At 45.3% G+C, this 16,000-nt stretch carries 15 protein-coding genes and 1 tRNA gene; 7 read left to right on the forward strand and 9 right to left on the reverse strand.

Features of this window, described 5'->3' with window-relative positions:
• Window positions 1-144 precede the first annotated feature (144 nt).
• Window positions 145-1,017, reverse strand: coding sequence for a TraB/GumN family protein (locus RXX31_RS24225; RefSeq protein ID WP_317592158.1), 873 nt, complete (start codon window positions 1,015-1,017; stop codon window positions 145-147).
• Between the two features lie 584 nt (window positions 1,018-1,601).
• Here RXX31_RS24225 and RXX31_RS24230 point away from each other — a divergent pair.
• Window positions 1,602-2,294 carry an oligogalacturonate-specific porin KdgM family protein gene (locus RXX31_RS24230; RefSeq protein WP_014231077.1) on the forward strand — a complete coding sequence of 231 codons (693 nt, stop codon included), beginning with the start codon at window positions 1,602-1,604 and terminating at the stop codon, window positions 2,292-2,294.
• Between the two features lie 73 nt (window positions 2,295-2,367).
• Here RXX31_RS24230 and RXX31_RS24235 read toward each other — a convergent pair whose 3' ends face one another.
• Together RXX31_RS24235 and RXX31_RS24240 are read right to left on the reverse strand one after the other, a co-directional pair.
• Window positions 2,368-2,817, reverse strand: coding sequence for a DUF411 domain-containing protein (locus RXX31_RS24235; protein WP_317592159.1), 450 nt, complete (start codon window positions 2,815-2,817; stop codon window positions 2,368-2,370).
• Between the two features lie 21 nt (window positions 2,818-2,838).
• Entirely contained in the window at window positions 2,839-5,541 is a 2,703-nt protein-coding gene (locus tag RXX31_RS24240) for a heavy metal translocating P-type ATPase (RefSeq protein WP_317592160.1), read from the reverse strand.
• A gap of 230 nt (window positions 5,542-5,771) precedes the next feature.
• Between RXX31_RS24240 and gltX the strand changes: the two genes are divergently transcribed.
• Entirely contained in the window at window positions 5,772-7,199 is a 1,428-nt protein-coding gene (gene gltX, locus RXX31_RS24245) for a glutamate--tRNA ligase (protein WP_317592161.1), read from the forward strand.
• Between the two features lie 620 nt (window positions 7,200-7,819).
• Complete coding sequence (locus RXX31_RS24250; RefSeq protein ID WP_317592162.1) at window positions 7,820-8,770, forward strand: OmpA family protein; 951 nt, start codon at window positions 7,820-7,822, stop codon at window positions 8,768-8,770.
• Window positions 8,771-8,902: 132 nt separating this feature from the next.
• On the opposite strand, the gene RXX31_RS24255 is transcribed toward RXX31_RS24250, so the two are convergent.
• The 3 genes from RXX31_RS24255 to RXX31_RS24265 all read right to left on the reverse strand — a co-directional run bounded on the left by RXX31_RS24255 (window position 8,903) and on the right by RXX31_RS24265 (window position 10,937).
• Entirely contained in the window at window positions 8,903-9,409 is a 507-nt protein-coding gene (locus RXX31_RS24255; protein ID WP_317592163.1) for a Fe3+-citrate ABC transporter substrate-binding protein, read from the reverse strand.
• Between the two features lie 226 nt (window positions 9,410-9,635).
• Window positions 9,636-9,712, reverse strand: a tRNA-Arg gene (locus RXX31_RS24260).
• Between the two features lie 91 nt (window positions 9,713-9,803).
• On the reverse strand, window positions 9,804-10,937 hold the full coding sequence (locus RXX31_RS24265) for a flagellar assembly protein FlgT (protein ID WP_317592164.1): 1,134 nt from the start codon (window positions 10,935-10,937) through the stop codon (window positions 9,804-9,806).
• A gap of 169 nt (window positions 10,938-11,106) precedes the next feature.
• Between RXX31_RS24265 and RXX31_RS24270 the strand changes: the two genes are divergently transcribed.
• The gene (locus RXX31_RS24270) at window positions 11,107-11,745 is read left to right on the forward strand and encodes a FlgO family outer membrane protein (protein WP_317592165.1); all 639 of its coding nucleotides are present in this window, start codon (window positions 11,107-11,109) and stop codon (window positions 11,743-11,745) included.
• Between the two features lie 9 nt (window positions 11,746-11,754).
• Window positions 11,755-12,186, forward strand: coding sequence for a flagellar assembly lipoprotein FlgP (gene flgP, locus RXX31_RS24275; RefSeq protein ID WP_014231085.1), 432 nt, complete (start codon window positions 11,755-11,757; stop codon window positions 12,184-12,186).
• Window positions 12,187-12,301: 115 nt separating this feature from the next.
• Here the strand turns inward: flgP and RXX31_RS24280 are convergent, their stop codons facing one another.
• From RXX31_RS24280 to flgA, 3 genes are all read right to left on the reverse strand, one after another.
• Window positions 12,302-12,727 carry a flagella synthesis protein FlgN gene (locus tag RXX31_RS24280; protein ID WP_317592166.1) on the reverse strand — a complete coding sequence of 142 codons (426 nt, stop codon included), beginning with the start codon at window positions 12,725-12,727 and terminating at the stop codon, window positions 12,302-12,304.
• Window positions 12,728-12,752: 25 nt separating this feature from the next.
• Window positions 12,753-13,073 carry a flagellar biosynthesis anti-sigma factor FlgM gene (gene flgM, locus RXX31_RS24285; RefSeq protein WP_317592167.1) on the reverse strand — a complete coding sequence of 107 codons (321 nt, stop codon included), beginning with the start codon at window positions 13,071-13,073 and terminating at the stop codon, window positions 12,753-12,755.
• Between the two features lie 116 nt (window positions 13,074-13,189).
• Window positions 13,190-13,936: a flagellar basal body P-ring formation chaperone FlgA gene (gene flgA, locus RXX31_RS24290; protein WP_317592168.1), complete on the reverse strand. Its 747-nt coding sequence runs from the start codon at window positions 13,934-13,936 to the stop codon at window positions 13,190-13,192.
• A gap of 76 nt (window positions 13,937-14,012) precedes the next feature.
• Here flgA and RXX31_RS24295 point away from each other — a divergent pair, with 76 nt between their 5' ends.
• Together RXX31_RS24295 and RXX31_RS24300 are read left to right on the forward strand one after the other, a co-directional pair.
• Window positions 14,013-14,939 carry a chemotaxis protein gene (locus RXX31_RS24295; protein WP_317592169.1) on the forward strand — a complete coding sequence of 309 codons (927 nt, stop codon included), beginning with the start codon at window positions 14,013-14,015 and terminating at the stop codon, window positions 14,937-14,939.
• Window positions 14,940-14,949: 10 nt separating this feature from the next.
• Window positions 14,950-15,789 carry a protein-glutamate O-methyltransferase gene (locus RXX31_RS24300; protein ID WP_317592170.1) on the forward strand — a complete coding sequence of 280 codons (840 nt, stop codon included), beginning with the start codon at window positions 14,950-14,952 and terminating at the stop codon, window positions 15,787-15,789.
• The last annotated feature ends 211 nt before the right edge of the window (window positions 15,790-16,000 follow it).

The raw sequence follows: 16,000 nt of genomic DNA on the forward strand, positions 1-16,000 counted from the left end.
GTAATCCGTAATCCGTAATCCGTAATCCGTAATCCGTAATCCGTAATCCGTAATCCGTAATCCGTAATCCGTAATCCCGAGCAACATCGACCTAAGCTTAATTTTTGCAGAGTGATTCCAACAAGCTCCCTCTAGGTCCTAGCTTCAAATATCGCACTTCGCTTTACGTGTCTTACCAAGCGGTGTGATTTCAAAACCCCGCTTGCCCAGTAGATCAATCAAATTGTCTTTACCGACAAGATGCAGGCTGCCAACCACAACGGTATAGCGGCCTTGCTTTTGCGGGAGTATGCTGCCGCTGTCGAGCTTTTCTGCCCAGTCTTTATTCCGTGTATACAAAAATGCCTCATTGAACTCTTGTGTCGCTTTGTCAGTTAACGATGCTTCTTCTAGCATACTACCATCGCCGCTTTTCCAGCTTTCAATCAGACATTCGACGAGTTCTTCCCCGGCTTCATATTCATTGATGGATGAGAGTAGCATCTCTTTGCCTTCATCTGGCTGGCCGGCAATCAAATCAATTTGGAACTGCACGGTTTCGAATGAAATGATGGGAATATTGTTTTTGTCTGCCAAACCAATCAAATGCATATCGACACCTTCCGTTGATACGTAGCCCAGTTTATTGACCAATGCGAGCTGAATAGTGAGGGCGGCATTCCATGGTGGGGCGTTTAGCAACTGAGTTTCTGGTATCTGCAAATCTTTTGCTATTTTGATCAGTTGTTGACGCTGCTTTTTGTTCAGTATCGTTTTGGTTCGCGTAGACACTGGCGGGTAAACAGCACCCTCATTACTTCTTACGTCCGCTTCAATGATCAGCCCTGAACTTTCGCTAAGGTGTTCAAGTAGGTTTTTAGGCAGGGGATACATGCTTTTATCCCCCACATGTACTGAGCCGATAATCATATATTCTGTCTCGCCTTTTTTGGCTAACCAATGTTGTGGCTCAGCGCTGGACGAAAAGGAAGTAAAAAGAACGAAAAACGATGATACAAAGGTCATTATGCGGAACATATTATTATCCTCGAACTGAATCCCGGATAACATTTTGTATCCAGCATCATGAAAGCGAATCTGCACATCACTTTATACCGAAACGAGAGCGAGATGCCATATTGAGCATAGAACACGTTTTAAATAACTCGTGTGTCTACGAGCCGCTCTATAGCGGGGCAGATAGAATTGTCACGATAACTCACCATTTTGCGATGGGGTATTTATTTTTATCCGTAAATTAAGCGTGATCGAAATCTAATTATTTCGCTCTGATAAAAAAGTTGGAGTGAAAATTTAAATTAATAATGTGATCTTAATTGGCAAATAGTTCTAATTTATTTAGTTTGTTGTGATTTGAGTCGGATGTTGATTTTTTGAAGGTTTTTTGATGGTTGGTTTAACTATCTGTATTTAATCGGTTTTATTTATTATCAAGTTGCTCGTTTTGAACAGGGTCACCTTTTTAAAGGATTTATTTTTCATCGAAAATTAATTGTTTCAGTATTGCCTCCGCCCACTAAGGCAGATTCCAAATTTTGTTATGTAAAGGAACCTACGAGTCTGGAACCATCACATAACGTGAATAAATAAAGGCAGTAATTATGAAATACATTTTTGCACTGAGTGCTCTTTCTCTCGCTTTCGCATCTAGCGCATTTGCTGGTTCTTCTTACGTAACAGGTAACGTTCAGTTTCACGATGATGGCCGAATTCACGGCTCGGACGTGACTTCTACACTGGAGGCTGGGCATACTTTCGATAATTCATTTGGTGGCTTTACGGTTTACACTGAGTTTGATGGCATTCAGCTTGGCAAACTAGAAAGCAAAAATGGCGGCGCAGGGAACATCACACCTTACATTACGGTAGGGGGAGAGCAGTCATTTAATATTACTGATCGTCTCTGGGTTGCAGCAGGTTACCAACACTTGTTCTCAGCGGGGGAAAACATTCAATACCGTCCACTGGTGAAAATTGGTTACAACTTCGATAACGGCATTTCTCTAAGCAACCGCACGCGTGCACACATTGATGCAACAGACGCAGATGCAGATACGGACTACCGCATGGATAACCGTATCGGTTATGTTATGAATGAAGATGTGACGCTAAGCTACAACAATGTATACATGATTGATGCCGATACAATGGACCACGAGTTCCGTGCGACATGGACTCGTAAAGGTGTTCAACCATACTTTGAACTTCGCTCTCAGGCTCATGGCGCAGAAAATGCAAATGGAGACAGCCTGGTGAATAACGCCTTTGTATTTGGTGCTTCTTACGGTTTCTAACGATTTCGTCTTAATTGTCCATTAAGTTGCTAAGAAAAAGCCCAGCGTCTGTGTAAAGAGCTGGGCTTTATTTTTATTTATCGTTACCTTCGTGGTGGCTAAACGCTGAAACTTGTCCTTGCTCATTAAAGGCATAAACGGTGTAACTGTCCTTTTGATCGCCATACTCCATGCCTGGAGAGCCTACTGGCATTCCAGGAACCGTCAGACCTTTCGCATTCTTCGGTGGGTTTTCCAAGAAGGCTTTAATATCGGCTGCTGGCACGTGTCCTTCAAACAGATAACCGTTTATCTCTGCTGTATGGCAAGAGTAGAGCTGTTGGTTGTTCATGCCTAATTCGCGTTTGATGGCATTCATATCATCATGCAGTTTTTCTTCGACCGTAAAGCCGTTTTCTTCCATGTGTTTTGTCCAGTCACCACAACAGCCACAATATGGCGACTTGTGGTTAAGAACATCGGCTGCCAATACATTGGCGGATACGGTCGCAAGCATGGCAAAAGTTACAAGTTTCAATTTCATAATATCCTCAGAAAGAAGTCGTCATTTTACTGAAAACAGTCGTAGTCGGTTTGCATTACTAACGACAGTAATTGAAGACAGTGCCATTGCCGCACCTGCGACAACGGGACTGAGCAAAAAGCCAAATGCCGGGTAAAGTACACCTGCCGCAACAGGTATGCCCAACGAGTTATAAACAAAGGCTCCAAACAAGTTTTGTTTCATGTTTTTAAGTGTAGCGCGCGACAACTCGATTGCGTGCACCACGGCCATTGGTGATGTGTTGAGAATCGTCATTTGCGCACTTTCTATAGCGACATCGCTACCGCTTCCCATTGCAATACCAAGGTTGGAAAGCGCAAGAGCTGGAGCATCATTAATGCCGTCTCCGACCATCGCCACAATATGGCCTTTAGACTGAAGCTGCTCAATATGCTGCGCTTTTTCATCTGGTAACACTTGTGCAATCACTTCATCGATACCGAGCTCTTTACCTATCGCATCGGCAACGTGCTGGTTATCACCCGTTAGCATCACGGTTTTGACTCCCTGAGCTTTTAAGGCTGAAAGCGCTTCTTTAGCGTCTGGTTTGATTGGGTCGGCAATGGCAATCAGTCCGACTAACTCGTCATCCAGAGCAATAGCGACAGGCGTCCACGCATTTTTTGCACTCTCTTCTATCGCTTGTTTTAGGTTACTTGTGTCAATGTTTTCGGCTTGCATAAATTGCAAAGAACCGATCAGCAATGGTTTACCCTGGTAAGTCGCTAAGATGCCGCGTCCACGGACGTTTTCGAATTTGTCTAACGTGACTTCTTGCGCGTTTTGCTGTTTCGCAAAATCACACACGGCTTTGGCAAGTGGATGCTCAGACTGACGCTCTGCCGAATAGGCCATAGCAAGCAGTTCATCTTGGCTGGTTGCGTGAGTAAACACTTGCTGCACCGTTGGTTTGCCTTGGGTTAATGTACCGGTTTTATCGAACACGACCGTATCCACTTTGCTTGCTAACTGCAGAGCGTCCGCGTCTTTTATTAAGATGCCCAACTCGGCGGCTTTACCTACGCCAACGGTAACGGACAGTGGTGTGGCCAGCCCCAATGCACAAGGGCAGGCGATAATGAGTACGGTCGTTGTCACCACAAGCATGTAGCTGGCTTTCGGCTCGGGACCAACAGCAAACCAAACTATGGCTGCAAGAATGGCAATGCCGACAACGACAGGTACAAACACCGCAGAGATTTGGTCGGCTAATTTAGCGATGGCTGGCTTACTGCTTTGCGCGGTTCGTACCATGCGGATGATACGCGCTAACATGGTATTGGCACCAATACCGGTTGCTTTGATAATCAAACTGCCGTCAGTGTTTAACGTACCCGCAGAGACATCTGCATCCAGTGCTTTTAATACTGGCACAGGCTCACCAGTTAACATTGACTCGTCAATATAGGATTCACCCTCTAGCACGGTTCCGTCTACTGGCACTTTCTCGCCGGGCTTAATTCTTAATTTCATACCAAGCGTTATTTGCTCAACGCTGATGGTCTGATCGCCTTTCTCTGTAATAGCCGTCGCTTGTTGTGGTTGCAAGTTAATTAAAGCTTGTAATGAGCGAGTCGTGTTGGCTTTGGCTTTCGCCTCGATATAGTGACCGAGTGAAATCAAACCGATGATCATCGCACTAGCTTCGAAGTAAACATGGCGTGATGCTGGTGGAAACCAATCCGGGAAAACCACTACGAGCATGGAGTAAAACCATGCAGCGCCAGTACCTAACGCTACCAGCGTGTCCATAGTTGCTCTCTTATGAGTCGCGGCCAACCAAGCATTGCTGAAGAAGTGGCGACCAGCCGTTGCCAGAAGCAGCAAACATAAAAGACCGACCGCACCCCAAATGAGCTGGTCACTGGAGTGGCGAATCATCATGTTGCCGCCTAATACGCCCCACAGCATTAAAGGCGCACCAACTACCAAGCCTGCAATCGCATCAAACTTAAAGCGTTTTTGTTGCGCCACTTGCTGCTGAGCTTGCTTTTCTTGTTGTGTTGTGGCGTCTTGTAATATTTCTGCCTGGTATCCGGCTTGTCTAACTGATTCGACAATCGCCTGATGCATGGCGTCTGAATCTTGAGTAGCAAACACCAATGCACTTTGCTCTGCTAGGTTTACCTGCGCCTTCTCTATGCCTTCAACATTGGTGAGTGCTTTCTCGACTGAAGAAACACAGCTTGCGCAGGTCATTCCTTGAATAAGCATTTGCAGTTGAGTGCTGCTGGCTGGTGGAATATCTTCTGGCTGACTATCGGGTTCTTTGCTTGCTTTCGCTTCCGGTAGCGGTGATTCTTCTTCGCTGTGATTGACTTTCTCTTGGCTGGCGGTATAGCCCAAGCTTGCGACTAGGGCGATAACCTCTTGTTCAGAAAGAAGCGTACGAATAGTTAATTGCGTCGTCGAAGCTTCAAATGAGATAACGTCTGCATTTGACTCTAATAAAGAAGAAAGCTTTTTGACGCAGCCGCCACAGCTCAGCCCGGATAATTGGAAGTCATAAGCGTTCCCTGCCTGATAGCCCAGGGACTCAATCGATTCGACTATTGCTTCTAAAGAAGCGTCGGTTTTGACTTCCACAGAGGTCGGAGATAAGTTGAGGATCTCAACACTATGATTGGCATGCAGAGTTTTCTCCACTTTCCTTGCACAACCCATGCAGTTAAGCCCTGATAACGGTACTACAAACTGATTCATAACTTGTCCTCACTGATCGTAATATAGTGAGCTTAAACCTTACTGCAAGGGTAAGGTCAAGGTTTGTTATCAATGAAGTTAATTTCGTTGAACCCCGCATCGAGAGGTTATTTGGGTATATGAACACGGAAGGATTGTAGTATTGACTTACGATGGTAAAATGTCGCCACTTTTATCCTTGACAATACAACGAGAACCCTCTCGTTGAACATTAACCCTAAGGAACTCAAATGACGGTTAAAACTCGTTTTGCTCCTAGCCCAACTGGCTATCTACACGTTGGTGGTGCGCGTACAGCACTGTATTCTTGGCTATATGCTAAAAACCAAGGTGGTGAATTCGTTCTGCGTATCGAAGATACAGACCTTGAACGTAACTCTAAAGAAGCGGTTGATGCGATTCTGGAAGGTATGGAATGGCTAGGTCTGGAGTGGGATGAAGGTCCTTACTACCAAACGCAACGTTTTGACCGTTACAACGAAATGGTCGATAAGCTGGTTGCTGAAGACAAAGCATACAAATGTTACGCATCTAAAGAGCTGCTGGATGAGATCCGCGCCGAGCAAGAAGCGAACAAAGAAATGCCTCGTTACGATGCAAACCACCCTAAAATCAAAGCGGCAAACGAAGCGGCAAACGACGGTGATCCTTGCGTAATTCGTTTCCGTAACCCGAAAGAGGGTAGCGTAGTTTTTGACGACCAAATCCGTGGCCGTATCGAAATCCGTAACGATCAAATGGATGACCTGATCATTCGTCGTACCGATGGTTCACCAACGTACAACTTCTGTGTTGTGGTTGATGACTGGGATATGGGCATCACGCACGTTGTTCGTGGCGAAGACCACATTAACAACACACCTCGTCAGATCAACATTTACGAAGCACTAGGTGCACCAGTACCTACATTTGCTCACTGTGCAATGATTCTAGGTGATGACGGTGCGAAGCTGTCTAAACGTCACGGCGCAGTATCGGTAATGCAATACCGCGATATGGGTTACCTACCAGCAGCACTAAACAACTACTTGGTTCGTCTGGGTTGGTCTCACGGTGATCAAGAAATCTTCACTCAAGAAGAAATGATTAACTTGTTCAGTCTGGACGCCGTATCTAAGTCAGCGTCTGCATTCAACACGGATAAGCTGCAGTGGCTAAACAACCACTATATTAAGAACTCTGATCCAGCGTACGTTGCAGAGCACTTGCAATGGCACCTAGACCAACAGAAGCTAGATATTACTAACGGGCCAGCAATCACGGAAGTGATCACTTTAGTTGGCGAGCGTTGTAATACACTTGTTGAGTTGGCTGAGCAGATTCGTTACTTCTACGAAGATTTCTCTGAGTTTGAAGCAGGTGCGGCGAAGAAACACCTACGTGGTGTAGCAAAAGAGCCACTAGAACTTGCTCTTGCAAAAGCAGAAGCACTAACGGAATGGACAACTGAAAACATCAAACAAGGTGTTATCGCAGCGGTTTGTGAAGAGCTAGAAATCGGCATGGGCAAAATTGGTATGCCGCTACGTGTCGCAGTGACAGGCGGCGGTCAGTCTCCATCTGTTGACGCTGTTATGGCGTTAATTGGACAAGAGCGTTGTATTGCTCGCATTAAAATGGCTTTAGCGTTTATTGCTGAACGTGAAGCTAATGCATAATTCAGATGCATGAATATTCAAAAACCGCGGTAATTTCCGCGGTTTTTTTATATCTAAAGAATGTAATAAAAGCGAAAGTAGTGAACAGCTTTTACTAATTTACATGCCATGTTGGCGTGTCGATGTTTATTTTATGATAAATTTTTGTAATTAAAAATTGTGGTTTTTGGTACCGATTTAATGGCTGATTTTCAAAATATCCCTCTGATTAATATCTACTATCGATAAAGTTCCCCAAGTGTCATCTCAATAGTGAGACAGGTATCTGCATTAGTTATTTTATTGCGCTTCTTGACGCAAACGTTTGCGTCGTTGTTGTGATAGGCTTTTGGTGCTCTGTGTCACATAATGTTTGTGGTTTTGATGACACTAAATTGACAGTTTTGGGATTTCTCTTGAGATTTCTTGGCGTTATAGTGCGTCTCGTCAGTGAGGGCCAGATAGCGGTTCTGATCACTGTACAGGAATGCTATCCAAGCAACCTTAGATAATTAATTTGCATAGATATGCGCATGGTTGGCTTCGGTAATACGCTCACGGAATGAACCAAATTGGAATACAACGTCAGTCGGCGACGCATTTCGAGAACTAATAAAAGTAATTCTTTATAGGAATCAATAATGAAAAAACTAGCAGCGGTAATTTCAGCATCTTTACTTATGGCATCAGCGGCGCAAGCAGAAGTGTATGTTGGCGGTAAAATGGGTAAATCTTGGTTGGAAGATGCTTGTGTAGCAGGTCAATCTTGCGATAAAGATGACTCGACTCTTGGTGCTTTTGTTGGTTACGAATTCAACGACTACATTGCAGTTGAAGCAGGTTTCGACAACGTTGGTGATTTCGACGAAACTTCATTCGGTGGTCACGTAGAAGCTATCACTCTTGCTCCTAAATTCAGCCTACCAATCACTGAAGACATCGCACTTTACGGTAAAGTGGGTGGTGCTTACGTGATGTTTGATGGTAAAGACGATTACTCTTACCTAGGTGCTGCTGGTCTTGAGTTTAACCTAAGCCAAAACGTAACCGCTCGTGCAGAATACCAAACCATCACTGACATCAACAACGATGTTGTTCGTGCAACAGGCAACACAGCAACTCTAGGTGTTTCATTTAAGTTCGGTGGCAGCGAAGAGCCTGTTGTTGAAGAAGCGCCAGTCGTTGAAGAAGTGGTTGTGGTAGAAGAACCAGTTGTTGTAACGAAAACCTTCGAAACTCAAACGATGGGTACGGGTAGCTTCGATGTAAACAGCACAACGCTTAAGGCAGAAAGCGCGTCAAAACTAGACGAGCTGGTTGCATTCCTGAATGAATACCCACAAGCTAACGTTGAAGTGGTTGGTTACACCGATACGTCTGGTGCAGCATCTTACAACCAAATGATTTCTGAGAAACGTGCAGAGTCTGTCGCAAACGCTTTGGTTGAGCGAGGCATCGACTCATCACGAATCCATGCTCGTGGCGAAGGTGAAAACAACCCAATCGTATCAAATGAAACGCTTGAAGGTCGTCAACAAAACCGTCGCGTAGAAGTGATTGTTCCTGAATTTGAATACCAAGTTCAGCAATAAGTTTCTATTTGAACGATTAGCGTTCTGAATTTAAATGCCCTAAAGCGCTCGTGCTTTGGGGCATTTTTGCATCAAGGGGTTGTTAATTGTTGTTATGCGCAACAGTGTCAGAAAATGGTTTGATAACCAGGGCTATTTAAGGTCGATACTGTTTAGGCGTCCCATAAAGGTGAGTATTTCCAGGTTGTCCTTGTGTGCTTCTAGCAACGCTTTTTTGGTCTGCATGTAGGCGGCAAGCTTGCCGTATTTGCTGATTGAGCGCACGACGGTCTTGTACTTATATTCTCCGTTTTCGTTAAACTCTCGCCACTTTGCAATGTAACAAGTGTCTCGGTTGTCCGGGTTCTCAAGGGTTGGATTGGGTTTATGAACGATTTTCGGTTCAACACTATGCGGTAATCTTGTCATCAGGTAGGGATCTTTCAAAAGACGCCGCCAAAACTTGCCCCACATCTCAAGGCCCAATTCATTTCTCAATTTAATGGCTTTCTTTAATCCCTTCTCCTCTCCAATGCGCACGAACCCTACAGAGCGGTGAAGTACCGTATCCTCTGGGGTGTGGATGTGGATCTTAAAGGCTGTTTTGCCTTTGGATATGAAACGGTGTCCGGTATTAGTAATTAAATTGCTCTTAGTCATAGTGATAACTAATATTCTTATTAATAGCTAAAAAGGGTAAGCAAAACTCATCAATAATTAAAGTCATAAAATATAAAACTGTAAATAGCAGCCTTTCAAATAGATTTACGCCATCAGTCAATGCTCCGGAAAAGTGGCTGAGTGATCGGATCGCCACATGTCTCGTGTGGAAGCAGATTCAGAGAAAAGAAAAGCCTTAGTTCAATAGCAAACTAAGGCTCTGATGTGGCGCCCCCAGTAGGATTCGAACCTACGACCTGTCCCTTAGGAGGGGACTGCGCTATCCAGCTGTGCCATGAGGGCGTAATACCAAGTATTAAGTTGGTAAAATCAAATAAGATGCGTCATCTATAATATTCAAAAGTAAGCATATCTCAAGACTTAATGTCGTCTTTTAAAGTATCTTGTTCATTACATCGCCGATTTGAACACTGGATGAAAGGTTAGGTTGATCGATAGTCAGTTCTGCTTCGTGTTCATAGACACGCGACACGGTTAATGTGACTTCGCTTTGCGACACTTTATTGCGTGGTAAACCGCTTTGGTCAATAAAGGAAGCGGTATGCCACAACTGCAATTTGTCACCTTCTTTTACGCCATGCATCCGGCCTAAATCCATGGTGATGGTATTGCCGTAGATGGCCACTACTTCCGGTAAGGTTATCTTACAAGACAGTTCAGATTCCAGATCCAACATGATATTACGGCTCACGCGCAGCATCATTTCGCCATAAGTAGAAGCCCAGAATCGCGCACTTCGAGTGTCGACCTGGCTGGTTTTTGCAAACGGCCAGCGTGCCACTTCGCGGTAGGTCTTATAAAAGACTTCATGGCCAGTTTTACCGTCATAAACCTTCATCTCTAAGGCAAACTGGCGGTTGATGATGTCATCTTTGAGTACCTGGGATTCAATCGTCGCAGTTAAGTCAGTAATGACACCGCCAATAATGTACTGTGCCCCATTGTCCTCGGCAATCATCTGAGTGCGAGCAGGGTAGTTGCGGCTTATTGAGTAGTCGGTTGTTCCCACAGAGACGAAACTGCGTGAAGTCTGCTCAAGCTGACGATTCACGACGTGACTAAAGTCATCACCAACTTGATAAATCTGTCCCATCACGGCTTGTTGAGGAGAGGCAACGTCAATATTCCCGATCAGGATGGTCTTTTTGTACTGAGCTGTGTGGCAACCCATTGCCGATGGATAGATGTCAACACGGAGTTTCATCATCATCTTTCCATTTCGTTTACGCTCTGATTCTACCAGGATGTAGCGTACTTCATGGTTAGTGAATTGGTACTCTTTGCGGTTCTCTTCTAGTAGCGGCATTAAATTACTGATGCTGCCGATATCGGCACCCGAAAAGTTGACGGCTTTAAACAGCGCATCTTCCAAAGCGTGTAGCCTTGCCGCATCGTCAGAAGAAACGATCGTGGCAACGCCTGTCACTTCATACCAGGCTGCAACGGCGCGAAAAGGCAGAAGCAGGACGAAAGTGATTGAAAGTACGCTGATTAATATTTTTTTCATGGCTTGTAACCGTTCAGGTATAAATATTGCTTTAACAAATTTAGTCAAGTTTGGTGGCGATTTCTTCGTTTGAACAAACAAAAGAAAAGCAAAGACTGTTCCAACATTACGTTTCTTAGTCGGAATGATAAGGAACAGTGACCCCCGAGATTATCTGGAGAATCAAACCATGAAAAAATGGCTTGTTGCCGCATCGATGATGACGCTGTTGACATCGTGCGCGTATTCACCAATTTACAATGGTAAAGAGCACTACGCAGGCAGCCAGTTTATGCTGATGGATAGCCCACGTCATACGATGGACTTTTTTATCGAAAGCATGACGGAAGAGCTAATGGTGTCTAACGTTGCGGTTTCTGCACGTACGCCTATTGCGATTACGTCGTTCGTTGATCTGCAAAATATGGATGCAACCAATTGGCTGGGTAACTCCGTATCCGAAGGTTTTATCCATCAATTTCAGCGCCGTGGTTTTAAAGTGGTGGACTTTAAGACTACGGGCTCGATTCAAGTCACCCAGCAAGGCGACTTTGCACTGAGCCGAGACTGGAGCGATCTCGCTCAAGAGCAGGAAATCCAATATGTATTAACTGGTACTATGCTACGCCAAGAAGGGGGCGTGTTAGTCAACGCCCGTGTGGTTGGTATGCAAAGCCGTATCGTGGTGGCAACAGCGCAAGGGTTTCTGCCAGCGGATCGCATTGGCCGTGACTTGGACACGCTCAACAGCATTCGTACCCAAGACGGTGTACTGATTCGCTCAGACCCTACGATTCGTCAGCCATACACTGTCATTCTCCGCCCATAGGATAGAGCCATGAAAAAACTATTATTTATTATTGCTACCTTGGTGCTGGTGGGTTGCCAACCATTACAGCAGATGCGTCAGGATGAACTGCTAGTCGCCGTAGGTTATGCGAGCGTGAGTGAACAAACGGGTCGCACTGTAGAAGAAAAACGAGTGCGAGCAATGCGTGCATCGAAGATCGATGCTTATCGAGAGCTGGCCGAGCAGGTCTATGGCATGCGAGTCAGCGGCCGTGCCGAGCTGCAAGATCAGCGTTTAGGTACCGAGAGCACAACGGGTGCGGTAGACGGTGTGATTCGTGGTGCAGAAGTGGTGCGCAGTTACCTGGTAGAAGACAGTTATGTCACTGAGCTTCGTCTTGATATCCGAAAAATGGATAAGCTAAGAGATTACGGTGAGGTACAGCAGGTGCCTGAAAAGCGTCAGCAGACCCTGTTCTAACGTCTCTAAAAATACATATCGTTTTTTTGACGGCTCATTGGCAACAATGGGTCGTTTTTATGCGCGTCATTCAGCGCTTATGCAAGAAGGAAGGTAGATATAGCGCAAGCCAAACTTAGGCTTTGATATTGGTGCCCAAGGTCGAAATGGTGTGGGTTTGGCCACCGGCATTGTAAGTCATACCATTTTTGCCGTGGGTGCGTTGTAGCATGTTATTGAGCTTAGTGAAGCTCAATTGCGCTCGATTGAGCGATTCGCCGTTCATTAGATTGACTTGTTGGCAGTCAATTACGAGCGACTGGATCTGGTTGACGACCTGGCTAAGGTGCTCATCTTCGGTAAGTTGATTGACGTGCGGGTGAGAGGCGATACGCTGATCAGTGGTCTTTAACTGATCAATGAGTGTCATCTTCTGTTTGGCAATAGTTTCGATATCAGCAGAGACACGCGCAGCAATGGCTTGTGTTTCCTGACGTAAAACGACAGAAAGTGCTTTGGCATTTTCTAATTGGAAGTTTACGAGATCGACTAATGCTGCCATGAATACTTACCTTGAGCCTAAGTGGTTAGACTTTGCCTTGCAGTTCGCTTTCAAGCTTAATCATATTGTCGGCCAGCTTTTCTGGGTCAACTTTGTATGAGCCATTTGCGATTGCTTCTTTGATTGCCGCCACTTTTGCAGTGTCATAAGCCGGTGAAGCTGCCATATCCTTCTGGAGTTTATTGACGTCTTTACTTTGTTGGCTCAATGATACTGCATCTTTTTGTTGTGATGACACTTTCTGCGACTCAGCTGTGCCAGTCGCATTGGAATCATTACGTGCAGGTGCGCGACTTTTATTAGTCGTCATCATCTGACCTGAACGTATATTATCTATACCTGCCATGTTTAACCTTTGCCTTGTATCGTAATACTGGTACCCAGAGTATCGACCAATGCAAAAATAACTTTAATCATTTTTATGGGTCGACTTTCACAATGCGCTTTTGTTAACCAAGACGGTCAAAAGGTGATGGTGATTTCCGCGATGCCAGTCACTATGCCCTCTATTATACGTTGGGACTTATCATTTTTCACTCTCACTTGATCGCCTGCTGCGCCGTCTTGCAACGCGGTACCTTGGGTCGTGATAGTCATCCCCGCTTTTACGGCTTGAATCGTGACTCTCTCATTGCGACACACAACACACACATCATTACGCTCAACCACGTCTCCCAGACGAACACTCCGTTTTAATTTCGCGCCCACGACCTGCGAATGGTCGGTAAAACCATCTTTGCGAAAGCGCTGTAATTCGATCATCGACGTGGTGACGTCTGAAGCACTAATGATTTCTCCTCGAACAAGCTGGCGAGTACTGACAATCATCGGGACCGAAACTGACATACGCACTGGGACGTAGACTTTCCAGTCATCAGCAGGGCATTCCACCAAGACATTAATATTACTGCGCGTGCTGCGGGTGGTAGAAGCCGATGTGTTGAGAGCATCGGGGCAGTCTGTGGCTTTGATTCGGGAATCGATATTGGCCGCATTGACGGTGATTTCACCGCCTGCAGGTTGCTCGACTGTGGCTAGAACATGTTGTTCTGCTGCCGTTTTTATCTGTTCGAGCTGATTCTCAGTAGCTGAGTGAACAAAAAAGCTAAATATACTGAGAAAAATGCCGATAGCCTTAGCGTACTTTGTGAATACCGATCTACATATTGTCTTAGTCAATGTGGTCGAAGTGATAGTGAAATACGCCATAAGGTCTCCCTGGAACAATGCTTGCCAGTGGTAGAGTATCATTTAAAAACAAAAAGTTTGAGATGGAGATGAGCATATGACGGGGATTCTTGACTCAGTGAATCAGCGTACTCAACTCGTCGGTCAGAACCGATTGGAATTGTTGACCTTTAGATTGATGGGGCGTCAGCGTTACGGTATTAACGTATTTAAAGTTCGAGAAGTGCTGCAATGTCCAAAGCTGACAGTAATGCCAAATCTTCACCCATTAGTAAAAGGCGTCGCTCATATCCGTGGCCATACTGTATCAGTGATTGATTTGAGCCTGGCAATTGGTGGCCGTCCAACGACCGACATTGATAAGTGTTTTGTGGTGATTGCTGAGTTTAACCGTAGCATCCAGGCGTTTTTGGTATCTTCGGTTGAGCGCATCATTAACATGCACTGGGAAGCTATTTTGCCGCCTCCAGAAGGCGCAGGTAAAGCGCATTATCTGACAGCGGTAACCAACATTGATAATGAGCTGGTTGAAATTCTCGATGTTGAAAAAGTCTTAGCTGAAATTGCTCCTGTGGATGAGACGATGGACGCGGCGATTGGCGAGGAAATCGCCCAGGCTGAGCAGGTTAAGCCGATCGTACGCCGTATAATGATTGCCGATGATTCTACCGTTGCACGTAAACAGCTGGAGCGGGCTATCCGGTCGATCGGATTTGAGGTTTTATCAGTTAAAGATGGTAAAGAGGCATACAATACCTTGCTTGAAATGGCTCGAGAAGGTGACATCTACGAGCAAATCTCTTTGGTGATTTCTGATATCGAAATGCCAGAGATGGACGGCTACACGCTCACCGCTGAAATTCGCAGAAATGCGGATTTGAAAGATCTTTATGTTATTCTCCACTCTTCCTTAAGTGGTGTATTTAACCAAGCCATGGTTGATCGCGTGGGGGCAAATACCTTCATTGCGAAATTTAACCCAGACGAATTGGGTAACGCGGTTAAATCTGCATTGATAGAATAAAGAGACATTAATGACTGCTATTACAATCAGTGATCAAGAGTATCGTGACTTTAGCCGTTTTTTAGAAGCGCAATGTGGGATTGTGCTAGGCGATAGTAAGCAGTACTTAGTGCGCAGCCGATTAAGTCCGTTAGTGACCAAATTTAAGCTCGCTTCGTTGTCTGATTTACTACGTGATACGGTCTCAGGACGTAACCGTGAATTACGTATTGCTGCGGTGGATGCGATGACGACCAACGAAACGTTGTGGTTTCGAGATACCTATCCGTTCACGGTTTTAGCTGAGAAATTATTGCCGGAAATCGCGGCAAACAAACGCCCGATTAAAATCTGGTCGGCAGCCAGCTCGTCAGGACAAGAGCCGTACTCTATCGCAATGACGATTTTGGAAACGCAGCAGCGTAAACCAGGGCTTTTGCCTAGTATTTCTATCACCGCGACCGACATCTCTAGCAGTATGTTAGAGGCGTGTCGTGCTGGTATTTATGACAATTTAGCGTTGGGGCGTGGACTTTCGCCTGAACGTCGCCGTACCTTCTTTGAAGAGAATGGCGACGGACGCATGAAAGTGAAAGATAATGTAAAACGTTTGGTCAACTTCCGCCCACAGAACTTGCTCGACAGCTATGCCCTGGTGGGGAAGTTCGACATCATCTTTTGCCGTAACGTGTTGATTTACTTCTCGCCTGAGATGAAATCAAAAGTACTCAATCAAATGGCAAATCAACTCAATCCGGGCGGTTATTTACTGCTGGGAGCCTCTGAGTCGTTAACCGGATTAACGGACCGTTTTGAAATGGTGCGCTGCAACCCGGGGATAATTTATAAACTGAAAGATCCTAGGGGCTAGGGAACTAGGTCCTTGGTTTTTTTGTGGTCAGTTCAGTGGTCAACGTAAGCTCTGGTGTTTGTTGTTTTGGAATACGGAGCGCTTCGCTAACAGAATACAGAAGCGTTTGACATTGAGGTGAGGTGGTTGAAAAATAATCCGTAATCCGTAATCCGTAATCCGTAATCCGTAATCCGTAATCCGTAATCCGTAATCCGTAATCCGTAATCCG

The organism is Vibrio sp. EA2 (assembly GCF_033042495.1).
Lineage (GTDB): Bacteria > Pseudomonadota > Gammaproteobacteria > Enterobacterales > Vibrionaceae > Vibrio.